The sequence below is a fragment of the Ligilactobacillus apodemi DSM 16634 = JCM 16172 genome (assembly GCF_001434405.1).
In the GTDB taxonomy this organism is placed as follows: Bacteria; Bacillota; Bacilli; order Lactobacillales; family Lactobacillaceae; genus Ligilactobacillus; species Ligilactobacillus apodemi.
The window spans coordinates 39,124-55,274 of sequence record NZ_AZFT01000009.1 but is presented as its reverse complement, the minus strand read 5'-3'; the positions used below and the strand labels follow the sequence as shown (position 1 = coordinate 55,274).

Genomic DNA, 16,151 nt, shown 5'->3' with positions numbered 1-16,151 from the left:
CCTGTTAGCGGTAAAGTATGCAGGTTCTACATCTAAAAGAATTTTCTTTGCAAAGTTCTTTTAGATTTAAGAAGCTAATATTATTGATTTTTTCATTAGTTTCATTCATACGGTCCAGATGATGATTATAAAGAAGAGATTGTCCAATATAGTTCATAGCACCAAAATCTGATTTTTGTGATTTATTTATATCGTTGAGCAAACCTTGTTTAGCTATTTCGAAATATGGTTCTATAGAGTTTAATTGATTATCTATGTCTTTAATAGATTTTTGTATTTTTTGTACAATATCAAATGTATGTTCTTGCTTGGTAACAAAGTTAATTATTAACATATCTTCATACTTAAACGATAATGGAAGAGTCATGACATAATACATTGGAATAGCACTATTCCGCAATTCTTGCGAAAGGAATCCCATATCACCAAATGCAATCAATCTACTCAGTAGAGATAATAATAATCCGTTTTTAGAAACCAGATTGCTGTCTAATTCGTATACTAGAGAAGTATTTACTATTTTACTATCGGGTAGTACTAATTGTTTTTTTTCAGTCCGAAGTTTTGATCTCTTGGAATCAATGAGTAAGGAATTAGAGAAGGTAAATTCCTGATCAGTGATTTCAGAAAATTTGAAAATGTTCTGTACCTTTTCGGATGATAAATTACCAGTATATAATATAAAGAGTTGCTCATTACTCCATATATCTTGGATAGCATATTTAATCTGCTCAACTGTCACATTTGAAATATCAATCATATCACCTAAAATTGGGTGCCCAATATTAGGTGACCATAGATCTTCACGTAAAGAATCAAAGAATTTCTTTTTCTGAGTTCCTAATTTTATTTCTATCGCATAAAATTAAGTAGGTCAGCATTAGAAAGAATTTAGCTCTCTAATGTTGAGCACAACATTATCTTAGCATGAATAATGTTTTACAAAATTTCGTTGCAAATTTGCAATTTATCTAAGTGACTTTTGATTGTTCTGATAGTACCAAAGCAATCAATAAATTCCAAAAAATCTATTATTTTAGTTAATTCGGATAGAGAAGATATCTCTCCTATTCTATATAAATAAACTAATTTAGAATATTTGTAAAATATCCTGATATACATTTCTGACTCAGGGACATTAATATTTTCAATGTAATTAATAAATTTTAGTGATAAGTCTAGATCATTGCGTTCTAAAAAACAATTAATGATTTTTAGAAGGATTATATGAACTTTCCTTTTGTAATCTTCTGATATTTTATGGAAATGTAAACTGTTTGCTACTTCTTTACCTAAAACTTCTAGTGTTTTAGAGGGTAATACAAATATGGAATTGCTGAAAAGCCAGATTTCATATCTACTCCAATCGTCAATAGAAAAAAGATAATCACTCAGATATTCAATGTCTTTTTTATGTACTTTTTTGGAGTTATCACACATATATATCCTAATTTTTATCGCTATGGAATTTAACTTGGCTGTTTTTTCATTGGATTCAAGTACATTATTTAAAATAGCAGTTAATTTTGATATATTGCCTTCAAGATAAGCATCTGATATTTTAGTGTCATATATAATACTATCTATGTGATTATATTCATTATATTTATTTTCAAATTCATACATAGAGATATTCATTGCATGTAAACAATGATAAAAAGTTTCAATGTTAAGTGCTGTTTTTCCTCGTTCAAATCGTGAAATTTGAGATGCTGAAGAATCATCACCTGCGACTTCACGAAGAGACATATTTTTGCTTTCTCTAAAAGATTTAAAAACTTCACCGAAATTCTTCAATTTGATAGCCTCCCTTTTGCATTTAAGCAACAATTGATATTATACAAAAAAATAAATTCTAATAAAATATTTAAAAAATCAATTATATTAAGAGTAGAATGTAGCTAATTCGATCCCAACCATATTAGAGTAAAATAAAGGATGGAGTTGAAAAATTAAATATCGAATAAGCTGTTTTTGGACCGTTTATTGAAGATGATGCTGAAGAAATGATCCAAACCATACCAAAAGAGTTTCAAAAACTATCTTCATACTTATTAAATAAAGTAGAGATTGGAAGGGGAGTAGATAAATTCGATGGAAAAATGTTAAAAGAAATGTTTGCAAGTTCAGCTCGTCAAAAATTTGCAAGAAGTCTTCTTAAACTATTATATAGAGCAAGTAATTTTAAAGCGAGAATATATTGATTTGCTTACAGCTGCTCAGTGATAGATAAGATCTGCGATATTTTAGAGGAAGTATCCGATAGAGCACATAATGGTCGCTTCAGACTGAACATTGTAATAAACAAAAAAGCAGCGTGCTTATTAAAAGCGCTGCTTAATTATCGGTTTGTTGGAGATATTTGATATAATTGTCCCCCATTCCTCGATGCTGTCGAGTACTTTTTTGAAGGCTTTTCCTTGTGAGCTCAAGCGATATTCAACTTGTGGAGGGACCTCTGGATAGACTTGATGTTTTATCAATTTATCTTTTTCTAATTGACGTAATTGTTTGGTGAGAGTGGTTTCGGCAATATTGGGGAGTAATTTTTTAGCTGTCCGAAACGTTTTGGTCCATCCTTTAAGGCATATTTTCCAGAAACAACTCTACTTGTGGTCGTAAAAGGACAAATCATAAATAAAGGGTCAGACTCATTAGATATATTAGACAAATTTTTCTCATTTTATTTTTGTTGGCGACAGTGAATACTAGCGAAAAAGTTAGTAACTTTACTTAAATATAGTACTTCAAATTAATTACTAATTTTATTATATTAAAATAGTAGAACAGTTTCAAAATAAAAGTATTTGGAGGAAATCGATATGAGTAATTTAGATATGTTTAACGCTTACAACGAAGCTTTGATAGCAGGGGATTTTGAAGCAGTTTTTAAGACGATGGCAGATGATATTATTTGGCATCAACCGGGCAAAAATAAATTATCAGGCAAGATCGTGGGTAAAGAAGTTTTAGGGGCTCATTTAGCAAGTTTTGGAGCTTCGACTAATGGTACGTTTAGAGTTTTAACTAATTGGGTCTCCCGATAATGATGATCTGGTAGCGGCCAATGTGACTTTTAAAGCCGAACGTGAAGATGAGGATGATCTTGACATGAATGGGATCGACCTTTTCAAGATCAAAGATGGTAAGATCGCTGAAGTTTGGCTATTTTCAAACGATCAAGCTAAAGAAGATATTTACTGGGACAAATAATGAAACTAAGAGTTGTGACATAATTCTCCAAAATACGGCCGTAAATGGACTTTAAAAATTGTTCATTTACGATCGTTTTCTATACTATAAATAAAAAAGTTAAAAGTTCCCCGTTCTTTGACATAATTTACGTTATGCTAGCAATGAAATACACAACCGTAGATAATGTCATCAACTCAAGACAACTAAAGAGAAAAAGTGATGAGCGATTATTTTCCAAAAATGTCATACCAATTGTGAGGGCAAGCAAAAGTTCTGGATGAAAGTTGAAAGTATGTAATAAAAGATGTAAGATGAGAAACACGAAAAGCAACACTATTTGAATTTTCTGTAAGACTTTAAATTTCATGTACATTTTCCTTTATATCTTTAATTCCCAATATCTACCGAATTGACGGAAGATTTCCTGTGAGCGATCCTCCTTGATGATATTCAGTTATCATTATTTCCTATGGTGTTTGCAGATGTTTTTTCCCTATACATAGCTTATTGTAAGTTAATTATATTAAGATTATTTTTTTGGTTATTAAAATATAATATAGTGTTTTAGTATCATTTGATTTATGTGTTTTGACATTTGGAAATAGTTGTGAAAAGTAGTAGAAGTACTAAAAAATAGCTATTCTTAGAAAATTGCTTGCTAAAGTCACGGAGGCTATACTTTTAATAAAATTTTTGGCGCTAATGCTTCTAGGGATGCTCCTAGTGATCGTTAGGGGGTATATAGTTAATTCGGTCGTTACTACCAGTAGTATGCTGATGTGGGAAGACGCTGACTGGATCATTTTAGTTCATTTATGCCCTTAGCTAATATCTTTATTGAGTTAGTTAAGGTTTTATTTCTAAAATAATGCGATCGGTAACGGAATCTTAGTTCCATTTAGGGATCCAACAAGTGGTAAGTGCTGGTAAATCTGTTTTATTCTCATCTCTAAAAAAGCGTGATCTCCTAGTGAGACCGCGCTTTTGGTATATTGTGACGAATTGATGTCAACTTCGGACAAATGCTAGGGGGATTGGTGGGAGATAAGTTCAAATATCTACCCTAAGGCCCTTAAATACCCGAGTATTCAGCTAGCTAGTAAAATTCAAAAATTATATAGATATTTTTAACGCCAATATTCAAGAATATAGAAAATGGATATGCTCTGAACGCGGTAAATTCCACATCAGAGACACAAATACCGCTAAGAATCCTAGACAAGGGACTAGAAAAGTTGACCAAAGAAGAGCAAAAGAAAAAAGTTAAGCACAAAACTAGGCAGTTTGTTTGGAAACGTGTGAACTATAAAGACGTTGGTAATTATCGTGTTAGTCATGCTTGTCTTGTGATAAGGCAGTGATGTATCTATGCAAATTGTGGTCAAAAAAGTCGTGAGCCTTGCTTTTTTACGCTCCCCGAGATAGTTGATAATGTTTACTGAGTTGTGTTATTTAGTTCCCCCTTCATTATCGGCTTCTCCACTAGCCCAGACTTTAGTTGCATAAATCGAATTAAAGAGTAAGGCTGCTTGCAAAGCAACTTGTGAGAGGTAGGTACCTAAAGAACCAATAGCTGTTGCGCCAGTTATGACTTGAATGCTTAAGATCGACCAATAGAGAATATTAGCAATATTGACTACGATCCAAAGCGACCAGTTTTCTTGGTATTTTAAGATGTAGAGCAGTTGAGCAATGAAACTGATAACGAAATTGATCGAATCAAAATATGGTAATTGTCCGTGTAATAACGCTAAGATCCACCAGCCGATCAGCCAAGCGATAAATGCCCCGACAAAAATTTTTTTACGGTTAGCTGATGAAAAACGACGCGTTGCTTGCTCATGACCCCACATAAACCAGCCGATAGGTTGTGAAATAACATAAAAGATATCCATCGCAAATGATCCATAGGCGTGGCTGATCCAGGCAATATAAGTCATCGCCAAACACTGGATCGTCCCGAAAATAAAGGCGATCTTGCGTCCTTTCATCCCATAAACTAGCGATAAGGTTCCTGTTACCCCAGAGATCATACCGATCAGACTATCTGGAACGACAAAAAAGACTAATAGCTGAATCAAAATCAAAATGCTGACGTAAATAACTTCAAATTTCTTCCAATTTGTAAATAATTGCTTGTAGATCCAAGTGTTTGTCATGTTGATCACCATCCTTTACTTTTATGATAAAACGGTTACAAAAATAATTCATGTTCTTTGACTTGCGAGCATGTTTTTACTAAGTTTATGGTCGTGATTTTGATTTCGATGATTTGAGCTATGGGTCTTATTTATGTAATTACTATAAGGGTGCTAGCTGTTGTATCAGACTTGATAAAGACGTAAAATAAGATAGATGATCTTTACATACTATATGTAAGTAAAAGGGATGATGATTCAATTGATTTCAATATCAGATTGAAAAATACGATTTTGTACAAAGGTGATCGATCCATGAAAAGAAATGCTAAACTGGCGTCAAAAAAGTAAAACTAAAGCACCATTAAGCACACGTATGGCACTTTTTTATGGTGTTTGTGGCCAATAATTGGAGTATATATAGTACGATCTTTGTGGGCGCACAATACGGTAGCTATATGCTCGGGTCATTGTAGTATATATACTTGCAGTGATTTTGGGCAAGGCTTTTACAAAGTTGGTCATCAGCCATAGTAAGGCTGAGCCACTTACTATTAGTTTACTATTGACGATTTTAGGGATCGGGCTGACAGTTTGGTTACCCACGTATGCGAGGGGGATCTTTTTGATCAGAGTATTTGCTAAAGAAATAAATAATATGGCGCTCACAGAATATGAGCTCCAAACTAAAAATTATCAAATTTCATATATCAGCAATTATTATTATTTAGCTGTTGGTGGGCTACTTTCATAATTGGTAATGTGGTCAAGTTTATTTATCTTCTTAAAAAGTGCGGGAGTACAAGATATTTTAACTGCGTACGTTGCTCACAGACTAAATCTGTATGAATTCCCAAGTATCAACGGAACACATATGGTTTTAGCTGGCTATATGATCTTGTTTAGTGTTTGGGTATTGTGTGGTAAATTACGGGCGATCAAGTAGTGTTTTAGGAATAAATGTTGAGATTTTTGAACTAGCTTTGTAAAAGCGTGGTCTTGTCTTGAGTTCTTCTTGTTAGCATTTTGAGCAAAATACAATTATGGTTTGGTCGTTAGTGATAAATCAAATATTAGGATGAAAATGGTGCTTAAAATAACTCCATTATTTATGTAAAAATCGTCTTTTTACATAATAATAGGAATTGCGAGGTCGTTAAATAGTTTATGTGCATTTACATTTTTTACAGATGATCGTGAAGATATTTTAGGCATAAAAAATCGTGACCTTAGTCAGGTCACGAGAATAAAGCGCATATGGTATTGAGATTTGTGATCACTCAGCGATCACAAGCATTGATTTGATCGTTTGTCGATTTTGCATGTCTTTATAAGCTTGATCGATATCATCCAAGCTATAAGTTTTAGTAAAGACCCGGCCTGGATCGATATCACCATCAAGAACGGCCTTTAATAAGATCTGTTTATCATAAGTCGTCACGGAAGCAGACCCCCCACCGATCATAATGTTTTGGGCGAAAGTTGAACCTAAAGGACGATTATTATAATGTGGTACGCCAACATAACCGATTCGCCCACCATTGTGTAAGACTCCTAGTGCTTGATCGATCGAAGCTTCAGTCCCAACACATTCAAGGGCAGCATCTGCGCCACCACCTAAGATCTCACGGACTTTTTCGATCCCCTCAGGTCCACGTTCAGCGACTACTGCAGTTGCTCCTGATGCTAAAGCCATTTCTTGGCGATCTTTATGGCGGCTCATGAGAACTATCTGTGAAGCGCCGCGCATTCTAGCGGCGATCACAGCACATTGACCAACAGCGCCATCACCGATCACGACCACTTTATCGCCTCGTTTAACATCTGCAACTCGGGCAGCATGGTAGCCAGTTGGCATGACATCGGCTAACGTCAGCAAGGATCTGAGCATACCTTCCGTATAATCGGCTGGTTTGCCAGGGACCTTGACTAAAGCCCAGTTACCATAATGGAACCGAACATATTCGGCTTGAAAACCACCAGACCAGTTACTATAGCCAGGACGGTTGTCACAAGTGCCATCAAAACCAGCAAGACAAGCATCGCAATGACCACAACCGTGGGTAAAAGGTACGATCACAAAATCGCCTGGTTTGACCGTAGTGATCGCCGAGCTGATCTCTTCTACGATCCCTAAAGCTTCATGGCCACTATTTTCAGAATGAGCTTCCTTATCGTCACCGTGAGCATATGCCCAGAGATCAGAACCACAAACACGGACAACTTTAATGATCACATCGTCGTCTTCTTCAAGTACTGGTTTTGGAACATCTTCGATGATCATCTGGCCTGCTTTTTCAAAAATTGCAGTTTTCATAAAATCTACCTCCACCATACTATTATCTAATATTGTAAAACGTTGTCCACTATATGACCAGTAATATGACCAGTGCCTAATTTCTATGATCAGGCATGCAAGTTGAGCATAATTATAGACATCAAGCATGTTGTGGCCACCTGATTTTTTCTATCGTCAGTGCTATTTGATGTTTGTAGAAACTTAAAAAGCCTGCTTTTTTGAGCAGTGAGCGTTAAAGCTTTATCACATGGTCACAGACTTGTTCAAAGTAAGGATCGTGACTGACCATAATAACCGTTTTCCCCTGGTCTCTAAGTTTTTTTAGTAGTTCAAAGACAAGTTCACGGTTGACGAGATCAAGTGAGCCAGTGGGTTCATCTGCTAAAACTAATTCGCCGGGTTTCAACAGTGCACGAGCGATCGCGACACGTTGTTGTTCTCCACCAGAAAGGATGTCGACTTTTGTCTTTAAAGGATAGTTCAATCCTACTTCGGTCAACGCTTCATTCATTTTAGCAAGTTTTTCTGAATGTGAGAGCTTACTATAAGCTAAGCCGATCAATAGATTTGTTTTGATCGAGCTTGCTTTGATCAGTCCATAGTCTTGAAAAATAAAACTCACATGATCGCGCCGATAGACGGTTGCTTTGTGTTTTCTGGCGCGTGGGAGTTTTTGCCCGTTAAAATAGATCATACCGGCTTGATAAGGTTCGATCCCTCCGAGGAGTTTTAATAACGTTGATTTGCCCGAACCACTTTTTCCGTAGATCACGGTGATCTTATGCTTAGGAAAACTTAAATTGAGTTCAAAAAAGACAGTTTTTTGTTTAAAACGTTTGGTTAAATTGGTGATTTGGATAAGCTCAGTGGACATTTTGGATCGCCTTTCTTTCTAGATAGTTGATGAAGTGATCTAAGAGAATGATTTCGAGCACAGCGCAAAGCCCCACTAAGATAAAGTAGACCACTTTGGCAATATGAAGCTCAGGCTCAAAGGAAAATAAGGCTGCTAGTACATACTGTAGTGTCATCAAGGCCCAATATCCCCAGTAATTACGCAAGCGTGAATAACCCAAAGCATTTTTCAAACCGATCACGTAGAATTTTTTGGTAAAGAAGCTAAGCATCGAATAAAAGCTGATCATAAAAACTATCGCCAGTAACAATAACTGGCTAAGCAATTCGCTTATCACATTGCCAAGAGACAATTTTAATTCTTCTAAGTCAGCTTTATCATAACGGATAAGTTGGGGCAGATTATCATTTAAATTTTGTTGGCGTAAGATGTGTTGCCAATAGTTGTTCATTTTGGCTAGGGGACCGTTGAGTGGTAAAAGCAAGCTATCTTCTTCAAAACCGCTGAGAACATTTAAGACGGTAGCATCTTTTCCTTGGAAATTACCGATATTATTGGGCGTAAAAACCCTGATGATCTCATTGGCGATATTTCTTTTAGAAGTAACATCAATTAAATGGCGATTGTATTTAGGGTCAGAGTAGATGACTAAGATCCCATTTTTTCGGGCAATATTTGAAACTTCACGCTGATATTTTAATGTCGCGGGTAGAAAATGTTTTTTGGTTCGTGGAACAATCAAAACAGCACGGCGTTCATGAGAAGAGATATGGATCTTTTTTCCGTGAAGATCTCTGATCGGGTGAAGCTTTAGATAATTGAGATTTAGTTCAACTGCCGTTATTGCTCGCGAAACATCTTTTGGTTGAACATAGCTTGAGTTTGAGTCATTGATATATAATGCTCCACGTTGATCTGCCTGGCGATATACTTGCATCTTAGCTTTATAGTCAGTTATATCAGGTCTGTTACTTCCCACAAACTGTGGAAAAAACTCAGCGTAGTTACTTAAAGCCAAATGACGTGAGGTCACAAAGTTATAGCTACTAAAAAGTAGTTGCCCAAGTGGTGCTAAAGAAAAGATCACAGTCGTGAGCAGCAGTAATTTAGTTACTCCTAATAGCCAAAAGGTAGTGTTATTAAATATTTTTTCCTTAACTCGATTTAGACTGATCGTATACATGAGCGCCACCGTAAATAAGGCTAAAAGTAGCATGATAAAAAATACTAGTAATTGTTTTAATGGTAAGTTGGTAAGCTTGAACCCTTGTAAAATAGCTAAAATATCAACACTGCTCGTTGCTAGTAGGATAAGCCCAAGTGGTGCTAAGGCAAGTGACATAAAAGTTTTTCCAAACGACCAACCATTTAATTTGTAAAGTGAAATGTTGCGTTGTTGCAAGATAAAATAAAGTAACAAAGATACTAACAAAAAAACTTCTAAATAGTTGATGAGTTTCCCTAAAGTAGGATCAAGATCAAATTCAGGTAGTAAAAGATCTAGTGAAGAAGTCAACTGGTAATCGTTGCTTGAATAATTCGTTTTAAATTTCTGATTTATCTGTTGAGCTACTTTAGTAAGAAAACTTTTGTACTTATTTTGATCGAGTGTTTCTAAAAAGAAAACTCCTTCAAAATTGGCATCTGAGCGTAGTGCGTGAGCGAGTGGCTCAAGTGTTACTTGATGATCGGCTGGTGATCGATACATATAATTGTAGCTATGTTTAGTTTTATTAGTTCCAAATTTTCTAAAATTACGCAAAAATTTAGTACTTGAAAGATCATAAATATAGAAATTCTGCCGAAATGTTTGATGAGCATAGTCTGGCTTGCCATTTTTTAATAGATATCCTGCATAAGCGTGTTTTTCCATATAATTTAAGCGCTCTTTTTTAGCACAAGTATTTAAGATCGTCAGTATTTCTTTAAATTGCTTATGATCATGGGGAGTAAAAGGTAATTTAAACGGCAAAAAGTAGCGTGAAGTATCTAACTGTTGCATGATCAAATATTCTGAGATCTCAGCATTATGCTGATTTAAAGTGATCAGATCTAAAACGAGTGTAAGTAAGAAAATAATGGTCAAAAATAGTGCTTTGTGTTTCATTTTATGCCCCCTTTTATTTATTTTAGAAAAAAGAGTGGGGAACACACGCTCCACTCTTTTTCCTTAGTTACGGATGCTGTAGTAAGCACGGAAGTTCCGTATCCTTTAGCTGTTGCACGGGACCAAGATCCCTTGACAGCAAAAGCGTTTTTAGTGTCATTTCCCACTTGGGCTGTGGAATAATGATCATAAACACGATTTAGATAGTTAGAATGTCCCCACTTATACCCATTGAAGTAATTATGGTGGTTAGAATAGTAGACCCAGCGACCATTAGGTAAATTGACAGCTGCTAAGCTGACATTAGAAATAAGGTCAAAGAGTGTCCACTTTTGATCGGGTGTAGCAGGTGTTCCCTTCAATACTTCCGCTGAAGCTGAGACGACCTTATCGTGGTCATCTAATTGAACTTCACCTTGTGGTAGATAATTTGGTACATCGACACTAACAGCCTGAGCATAAGAGCTAGTTAAGAACACAAAAAAACTAGTAGCTACGACAGTTAACAGAGTTTTGACTAGTTTAGTCATCTATATCCCCCCAATAATGTTTTTTTGCAAGCGCCATAATGTCCCCGGGTGATAACAATATGGGGCTTGCACCTAGATTATATTTGAAAATAGGGAGGAAGAGATGTTTGTAACAATACTATAATTTAAAAGTTATTGTTACGTAATGTATAAATTAATAGATTATATATTTTATCTGAATATAGTTGCATTTACAACTATATTTTTGTATCCTAGAGAAAAGGGTGTGAGCATATGACAGAGGTTTTGCGTGAAATCGGGATGATCGCACGAGCACTTGATTCGATCAGTAATGTTGAGTTTAAAGATTTAGCGCTCTCTAAAGGTCAGTATCTATATTTAGTCAGGATCTATGAAAATCCAGGGATCATTCAAGAAGAGTTGGCTAATTTATTGAAAGTCGATAAGACGACAGCTTCACGAGCACTAAAAAAATTAATGACCGCTGGTTTGATAATGCGACAAAACAGTGATAAAAATCAAAAAAATAAGCATTTGTTTGTCACTGCACAGGGAAAAGAACTCTATGCAATTATCAAGCGGGAAAATGATCATTCAGAAAAAATGGCATTAACTGGGCTTACTGCTAGCGAAAAAGTACAGTTAGAACAATTATTAACAAAAGTTTGCCAAAATGTTGCCCAAGATTGGAAATTTGTCAAACAGGGTGGAAAAAGAAAATATTGAGGAAAAAGAGTATGCAAAAGAGATTACAAAAAATAACGAGCACTGATGTCAAAGTATTACAAGCTTTAAGTATCGAAACGTTTAGTGAGACGTTTGCTGATCAAAATGATCCTAAAGCTCTAAATGATTATTTACAACAAGCTTATGATCTAGCTAAGTTGACGCATGAATTAAAAGATCCAAATTCTTCATTTTATTTTATCTATGCCGCTGATAAGCTTGCGGGCTATTTGAAAGTAAATGTCAAAGATGCTCAAACCGAAGATCTAGGTCAAAATGCGTTAGAGATCGAACGGATCTATCTCAAAAAAGAATTCAAGCGTCAAGGTCTAGGAAAGATGCTGTTTGAAAAAGCTTTGGCCTTAGCTGCTGAAAAAAGTTGTACGAAAATCTGGTTAGGAGTCTGGGAGAAAAATTATCCAGCCTTAGCTTTTTATGAAAAAATGGGCTTTAAGCAAAGCGGAGCACATTCATTTTTCATGGGAGAAGAAAAACAAACCGACTATATCATGGTCAAAGAACTAAACAACTAAAGAAAAAACGTGATCTATCAAAGGTCACGTTTTTTCTTATGATCAAACCATAACGCTATGTGCGCGCCTTTAAAAATAACGTACCAAAGAGCAAAACGAATGGGGGGAAACAATAGTTTAGTCAGTAGATCCGATGCTTATAATAAAATAACAAAAATAATACATAAGATCCATGCGCTCAAATAGAGAACAAGATCAAAGCGAGTCTTATCTTGAAGTAATTTTTTCCAAATAACGATCTGCCAGACCAAACAAACTAGGCCAAGTACAGATAAAATCAAAGTGATCAAGGGACTATCAGTTGTCGCGCTTAAATATTTGACCATAAGAGCGATCAGCCAAAATAAATTAAAACATAAGACATAGATCCGATTTTTACTTAACAAATAAAAGCACCTCAGTTTAGTTGATATTTATTACTAGTATACTTCTTTTACGGAAAACAAGGGGATGTCAAAGCGTGGGATCTTTTAATTTGAAGTAACAGTAGTATTGCGGACTAAGCAGCTTGAAAAGCTCAGTTGTCATTTTACGTACCAACTTGCTCATAAATATTTCCTAGGTTAATTATACAAGTTCAAAAAGAGTTGAAAAAACATTAGCGCACGTTAAAAAAATCTGCTAAAATAATTTTTGAAGTTTTCGCGTATAAAGGATCAGCAAAACATTTCAGTTTTGCTGGTCCTTTATTTTTTTAAGAGAGGATGTTTAGAATGGATTTTTATATGCGTTTACCGCGTAACCGACGTGAGTTTGCGGTCTTTTTGTTGATCGTTTCGTTGATTTCAGTTAATTTGATCGCGCCGGTTATTAGTATGTTTGAATTAGGTTTTAGCCTTAAAGTATGGCACAATACTTTGCGCGTGCTACCATTTATCTGGCTCGCTGTTGTGATCTTAGTTATTTTAACGCAAAAGCCTGCCGGTAAATTAAAGGATCTGATCGTGCACCCTAAAGATAGTTTTCGTTCACAAATTACGATCAATATCATGTGCAACGTCTTTTTAATGTCATTTTTCATGACTGCGATCGGGGGCTGGATCGGACAAGGTGCGATCAATTATATTCCGATCGGCGAATTTTTAGCTAAATGGCCCCGTAATTTTGGAATCGCCTTTATTGTTGAAGCAATTATTGCCCAACCGATCGCACGTTATTTCCTATATCGCTATCATTTGACGAAAGAAACCTTTGAATAAACAAAAAGACCGCCAATCAGCGGTCTTTTTTAGTGGAGATTATTTCCAAATTTCTTTTGCAGTATCAACAACTAATTTAACTTTAGCCCATTGTTCATCTTCGGTCAGCTTGTTACCTTCTTCAGTTGAAGCAAAGCCACATTGTGTGGATAAGCCGAGATTTTCAAGTGGGACAAACTTAGTTGCAGCCTTAACTTGTTCTTTTAATTTAGCTGGATCTTCTAATGTAGGTACTTTAGAAGTAACTAAACCTAAAATGATCTTGACGTTACTGCGATCGTTCCAGATGTCTTTTAAAGCATCAAAACTACCGGAGCGTTCATCATCATATTCTAAGAAGAGTTCATCATAATTTAGCAAACTCAAATATGGTGCGATCACATCATAGCTACCACTAAAGAGATAAGTAGATTTGAAATTACCACGGCAGATATGTGTTGCAATCGTCATATCAGCTGGTAATTTTTCTAGCATCTTGTTGATGACAAAGACGCTATCTTTAGCTAAGGTCAAATACTTGTCACGTTCTTCACCAGTTGTCTCATTTAACTTACTGATCAAGTATGCCCAAGTAGTATCGTCTAATTGTAAGTAACGACAGCCTAGATCGTAAAAATGTTGGATCGTTTTACGATAAGCGACAGCGAGACCTTCTAAAAATTCTTCCCAGTTAGCATAATAACGGGAATAGTTTTTACTCCGATCATCGCGGAAGAATAACGTTGGGGAAGGGATCGTTTGTTTAGCGACGATCTTTTCAGGTACGATACCCTTTAGATATTCAAATTGTGCAAAGAAGGGGTGGTCAGGGTTATATTCGATACGGCCGCCCAATTCGACGTTGTCAGTCCGCGTTTTTTCGCCGTGGAACTTGTAACTTTGTTCGTAATCATAGCTTCTAACGCCATTAAAGCCTGCCATGAAGTCTAAGTGCCACCAACTGCGGCCAAATTCGCCGTCTGTTGCGTCTTTTAAGCCGATTTTAGCTTGTTTTTCAACGACACGTTTGATCTCTTTTTTCAAGATCTCTTCGTAATTTGCTTGGTCGATCTTGCCATTTGCTAAATCTTCCTTAGCATGTTTTAATTTATTTGGTCGCAAAAAACTACCGACAACATCATAATGTGAACTGAATTTTTCACTCATAATAAAGCCCCCTTAAAATTGCAAGGTTGATATAAAGCCTCACTATAATCTATAGCATAACGCTAGCACGCGCGATCATGCAAACAAAAGCAATTAATATAGATTAAATATTTTTTGATGCAATTTAGGGGGAAAACTACGTGGATAAAGTAACTATTAAATGCGACTAAAATTTGTTAGAGTTAAGGCTGATTTATGCAGAAAAAAGATAGGGGAGTGGATTTTTTGAAATGTCCAAATTGTCAGACGAATAATCCGGCAGGGTCAAAATTTTGCCAAGGATGTGGCCAAGAGTTAAAACAGCCTGAAACAACGCCACAACGAAAATGTCCAATTTGTGGGGCGCAAAATGATGCTAACAATGTTTATTGTGAAAGTTGTGGGCAACCGATGCAACGTAGTGTTGGTAAAGCCACGCAAAATAACGGACCATATGCGCCAGCAGCCAAAAAAAGCAATACTTTAGGAATTATTTTAGGGATCCTTGCAGGGATCGTAGTTTTAGCCATCGGGGGCTTTTATATTTTTCAACATTCAGGGCAAAGTTCATCCGATGATTCAACCGTAGCAAGTTCCAGTTCAAGTAGTTCAAAGGCAAGTAGTCAGGCTAAAAGTAGTTCAAGCAAGACTTCAGCTAGCACAAAAACAAGTAGTTTTGATGAAGCTAAAATAAAAAAGCTCGTTGACAGCAAGATGGCAAATGTCAGTGGTGATAAGACGGTCTACGTTTCACCAGTCAATGAAGATAAAAGTTACTTATTAAATAATCAAACGCAAAGTGCAGCGTCAGTGATCAAGTTATTTATTTTGGCAGCTGCCTATGCCCAACAAAAAATCGGGACGATCGATCTAAGTGATACTTATACGCTCAAAGATTCCGATAAAGTGGGCGGAACGGGGGTCATCCAAAATATGGATGCTGGTCAAACCTTTACTTACCGGGAATTATTGACCTACATGATCGATGAAAGTGACAACACTGCGGCTAACATTATGATCGAAGCTCTTGGTGGGTTAGACAAAGTCAACTCACAGATCCAAAAGATGGGGGCTAAAGATACGAAGTTACAACGGATGTTGATGGATACCGCTTCACTTAAGGCGGGAAAAGATAACATCACTTCGGCAGCTGATGTGGGTGAATTGTTGAAGAAGATCTATAATCATAAATTTATCAGTAAAAGTGATAGCCAAGAGATCTTAGCGATTTTAGAAAAGAACCAAGACCATGATTATTTGGTCAAAAATATTCCAAGTGAAGCAACGATCTACAATAAAACTGGGATCATGCAAAATTATGGGGTCTTAAATGACGCAGCGATCATTAAAAATTCTAAGGGCGCGTTTGTGGCAGTTGTCATGACACAAAACGGTGAAATTTCCGAAGAACAAGCTGCGATGAATAGCTTAGGTTTGGCATTATATAACGAGATTTTAAAATAAATAAGCAAGAACAGTTCA

Annotated in this window: 17 protein-coding genes and 1 pseudogene; 8 read left to right on the top strand and 10 right to left on the bottom strand. The window is 36.0% G+C overall.

Translation table 11 applies throughout. The features are described 5' to 3' along the window. Window positions 1-4: 4 nt before the first annotated feature. Window positions 5-760: an insulinase family protein gene (locus tag FC32_RS01825; RefSeq protein ID WP_025087587.1), complete on the bottom strand. Its 756-nt coding sequence runs from the start codon at window positions 758-760 to the stop codon at window positions 5-7. A gap of 179 nt (window positions 761-939) precedes the next feature. Next, a complete protein-coding gene (locus FC32_RS01820) occupies window positions 940-1,797 on the bottom strand; it encodes a helix-turn-helix domain-containing protein (RefSeq protein WP_025087588.1) in 858 nt (285 codons plus the stop codon). A gap of 209 nt (window positions 1,798-2,006) precedes the next feature. Here FC32_RS01820 and FC32_RS01815 point away from each other — a divergent pair, with 209 nt between their 5' ends. Continuing rightward, window positions 2,007-2,204, top strand: coding sequence for a hypothetical protein (locus FC32_RS01815; RefSeq protein ID WP_025087589.1), 198 nt, complete (start codon window positions 2,007-2,009; stop codon window positions 2,202-2,204). Window positions 2,205-2,324: 120 nt separating this feature from the next. Here FC32_RS01815 and FC32_RS10330 read toward each other — a convergent pair whose 3' ends face one another. Further along, entirely contained in the window at window positions 2,325-2,534 is a 210-nt protein-coding gene (locus FC32_RS10330; RefSeq protein ID WP_338033170.1) for a winged helix-turn-helix transcriptional regulator, read from the bottom strand. Window positions 2,535-2,797: 263 nt separating this feature from the next. Here FC32_RS10330 and FC32_RS01810 point away from each other — a divergent pair. Continuing rightward, window positions 2,798-3,213: pseudogene (locus tag FC32_RS01810) on the top strand (nuclear transport factor 2 family protein). 1,430 nt (window positions 3,214-4,643) lie between these two features. Here FC32_RS01810 and pnuC read toward each other — a convergent pair. Further along, on the bottom strand, window positions 4,644-5,354 hold the full coding sequence (pnuC, locus tag FC32_RS01805) for a nicotinamide riboside transporter PnuC (RefSeq protein WP_155891480.1): 711 nt from the start codon (window positions 5,352-5,354) through the stop codon (window positions 4,644-4,646). A 496-nt stretch (window positions 5,355-5,850) separates the two neighbouring features. On the opposite strand from pnuC, the gene FC32_RS01800 reads away from it, so the two are divergent. Both FC32_RS01800 and FC32_RS01795 read left to right on the top strand, forming a co-directional pair. Continuing rightward, window positions 5,851-6,087, top strand: coding sequence for a hypothetical protein (locus FC32_RS01800; RefSeq protein WP_155891481.1), 237 nt, complete (start codon window positions 5,851-5,853; stop codon window positions 6,085-6,087). After that, a complete protein-coding gene (locus FC32_RS01795; protein WP_025087592.1) occupies window positions 6,088-6,279 on the top strand; it encodes a hypothetical protein in 192 nt (63 codons plus the stop codon). 330 nt (window positions 6,280-6,609) lie between these two features. Here the strand turns inward: FC32_RS01795 and FC32_RS01790 are convergent, their stop codons facing one another. The 4 genes from FC32_RS01790 to FC32_RS01775 all read right to left on the bottom strand — a co-directional run bounded on the left by FC32_RS01790 (window position 6,610) and on the right by FC32_RS01775 (window position 11,125). Beyond that, a complete protein-coding gene (locus FC32_RS01790; protein WP_025087593.1) occupies window positions 6,610-7,650 on the bottom strand; it encodes a zinc-binding dehydrogenase in 1,041 nt (346 codons plus the stop codon). Between the two features lie 214 nt (window positions 7,651-7,864). Continuing rightward, complete coding sequence (locus FC32_RS01785; protein ID WP_056957225.1) at window positions 7,865-8,506, bottom strand: ATP-binding cassette domain-containing protein; 642 nt, start codon at window positions 8,504-8,506, stop codon at window positions 7,865-7,867. Continuing rightward, window positions 8,496-10,595 carry a hypothetical protein gene (locus FC32_RS01780; protein ID WP_056957224.1) on the bottom strand — a complete coding sequence of 700 codons (2,100 nt, stop codon included), beginning with the start codon at window positions 10,593-10,595 and terminating at the stop codon, window positions 8,496-8,498. The genes FC32_RS01785 and FC32_RS01780 overlap by 11 nt, the downstream gene beginning before the upstream one ends. Window positions 10,596-10,612: 17 nt before the next feature. Further along, window positions 10,613-11,125, bottom strand: coding sequence for a hypothetical protein (locus FC32_RS01775; RefSeq protein WP_025087596.1), 513 nt, complete (start codon window positions 11,123-11,125; stop codon window positions 10,613-10,615). Between the two features lie 234 nt (window positions 11,126-11,359). Here FC32_RS01775 and FC32_RS01770 point away from each other — a divergent pair, with 234 nt between their 5' ends. Beyond that, window positions 11,360-11,812 carry a MarR family winged helix-turn-helix transcriptional regulator gene (locus FC32_RS01770; protein ID WP_025087597.1) on the top strand — a complete coding sequence of 151 codons (453 nt, stop codon included), beginning with the start codon at window positions 11,360-11,362 and terminating at the stop codon, window positions 11,810-11,812. An 11-nt stretch (window positions 11,813-11,823) separates the two neighbouring features. Then, entirely contained in the window at window positions 11,824-12,345 is a 522-nt protein-coding gene (locus FC32_RS01765) for a GNAT family N-acetyltransferase (protein ID WP_025087598.1), read from the top strand. Between the two features lie 137 nt (window positions 12,346-12,482). Here the strand turns inward: FC32_RS01765 and FC32_RS01760 are convergent, their stop codons facing one another. Then, window positions 12,483-12,731 carry a hypothetical protein gene (locus FC32_RS01760; RefSeq protein ID WP_025087599.1) on the bottom strand — a complete coding sequence of 83 codons (249 nt, stop codon included), beginning with the start codon at window positions 12,729-12,731 and terminating at the stop codon, window positions 12,483-12,485. Window positions 12,732-13,058: 327 nt separating this feature from the next. Between FC32_RS01760 and FC32_RS01755 the strand changes: the two genes are divergently transcribed. Continuing rightward, on the top strand, window positions 13,059-13,544 hold the full coding sequence (locus tag FC32_RS01755; RefSeq protein ID WP_025087600.1) for a DUF2798 domain-containing protein: 486 nt from the start codon (window positions 13,059-13,061) through the stop codon (window positions 13,542-13,544). Window positions 13,545-13,583: 39 nt separating this feature from the next. Here the strand turns inward: FC32_RS01755 and FC32_RS01750 are convergent, their stop codons facing one another. Continuing rightward, window positions 13,584-14,690 carry a vitamin B12 independent methionine synthase gene (locus FC32_RS01750; RefSeq protein WP_056957223.1) on the bottom strand — a complete coding sequence of 369 codons (1,107 nt, stop codon included), beginning with the start codon at window positions 14,688-14,690 and terminating at the stop codon, window positions 13,584-13,586. Between the two features lie 225 nt (window positions 14,691-14,915). On the opposite strand from FC32_RS01750, the gene FC32_RS01745 reads away from it, so the two are divergent. Then, window positions 14,916-16,133, top strand: coding sequence for a serine hydrolase (locus FC32_RS01745; protein WP_025087601.1), 1,218 nt, complete (start codon window positions 14,916-14,918; stop codon window positions 16,131-16,133). Window positions 16,134-16,151 lie beyond the last annotated feature (18 nt).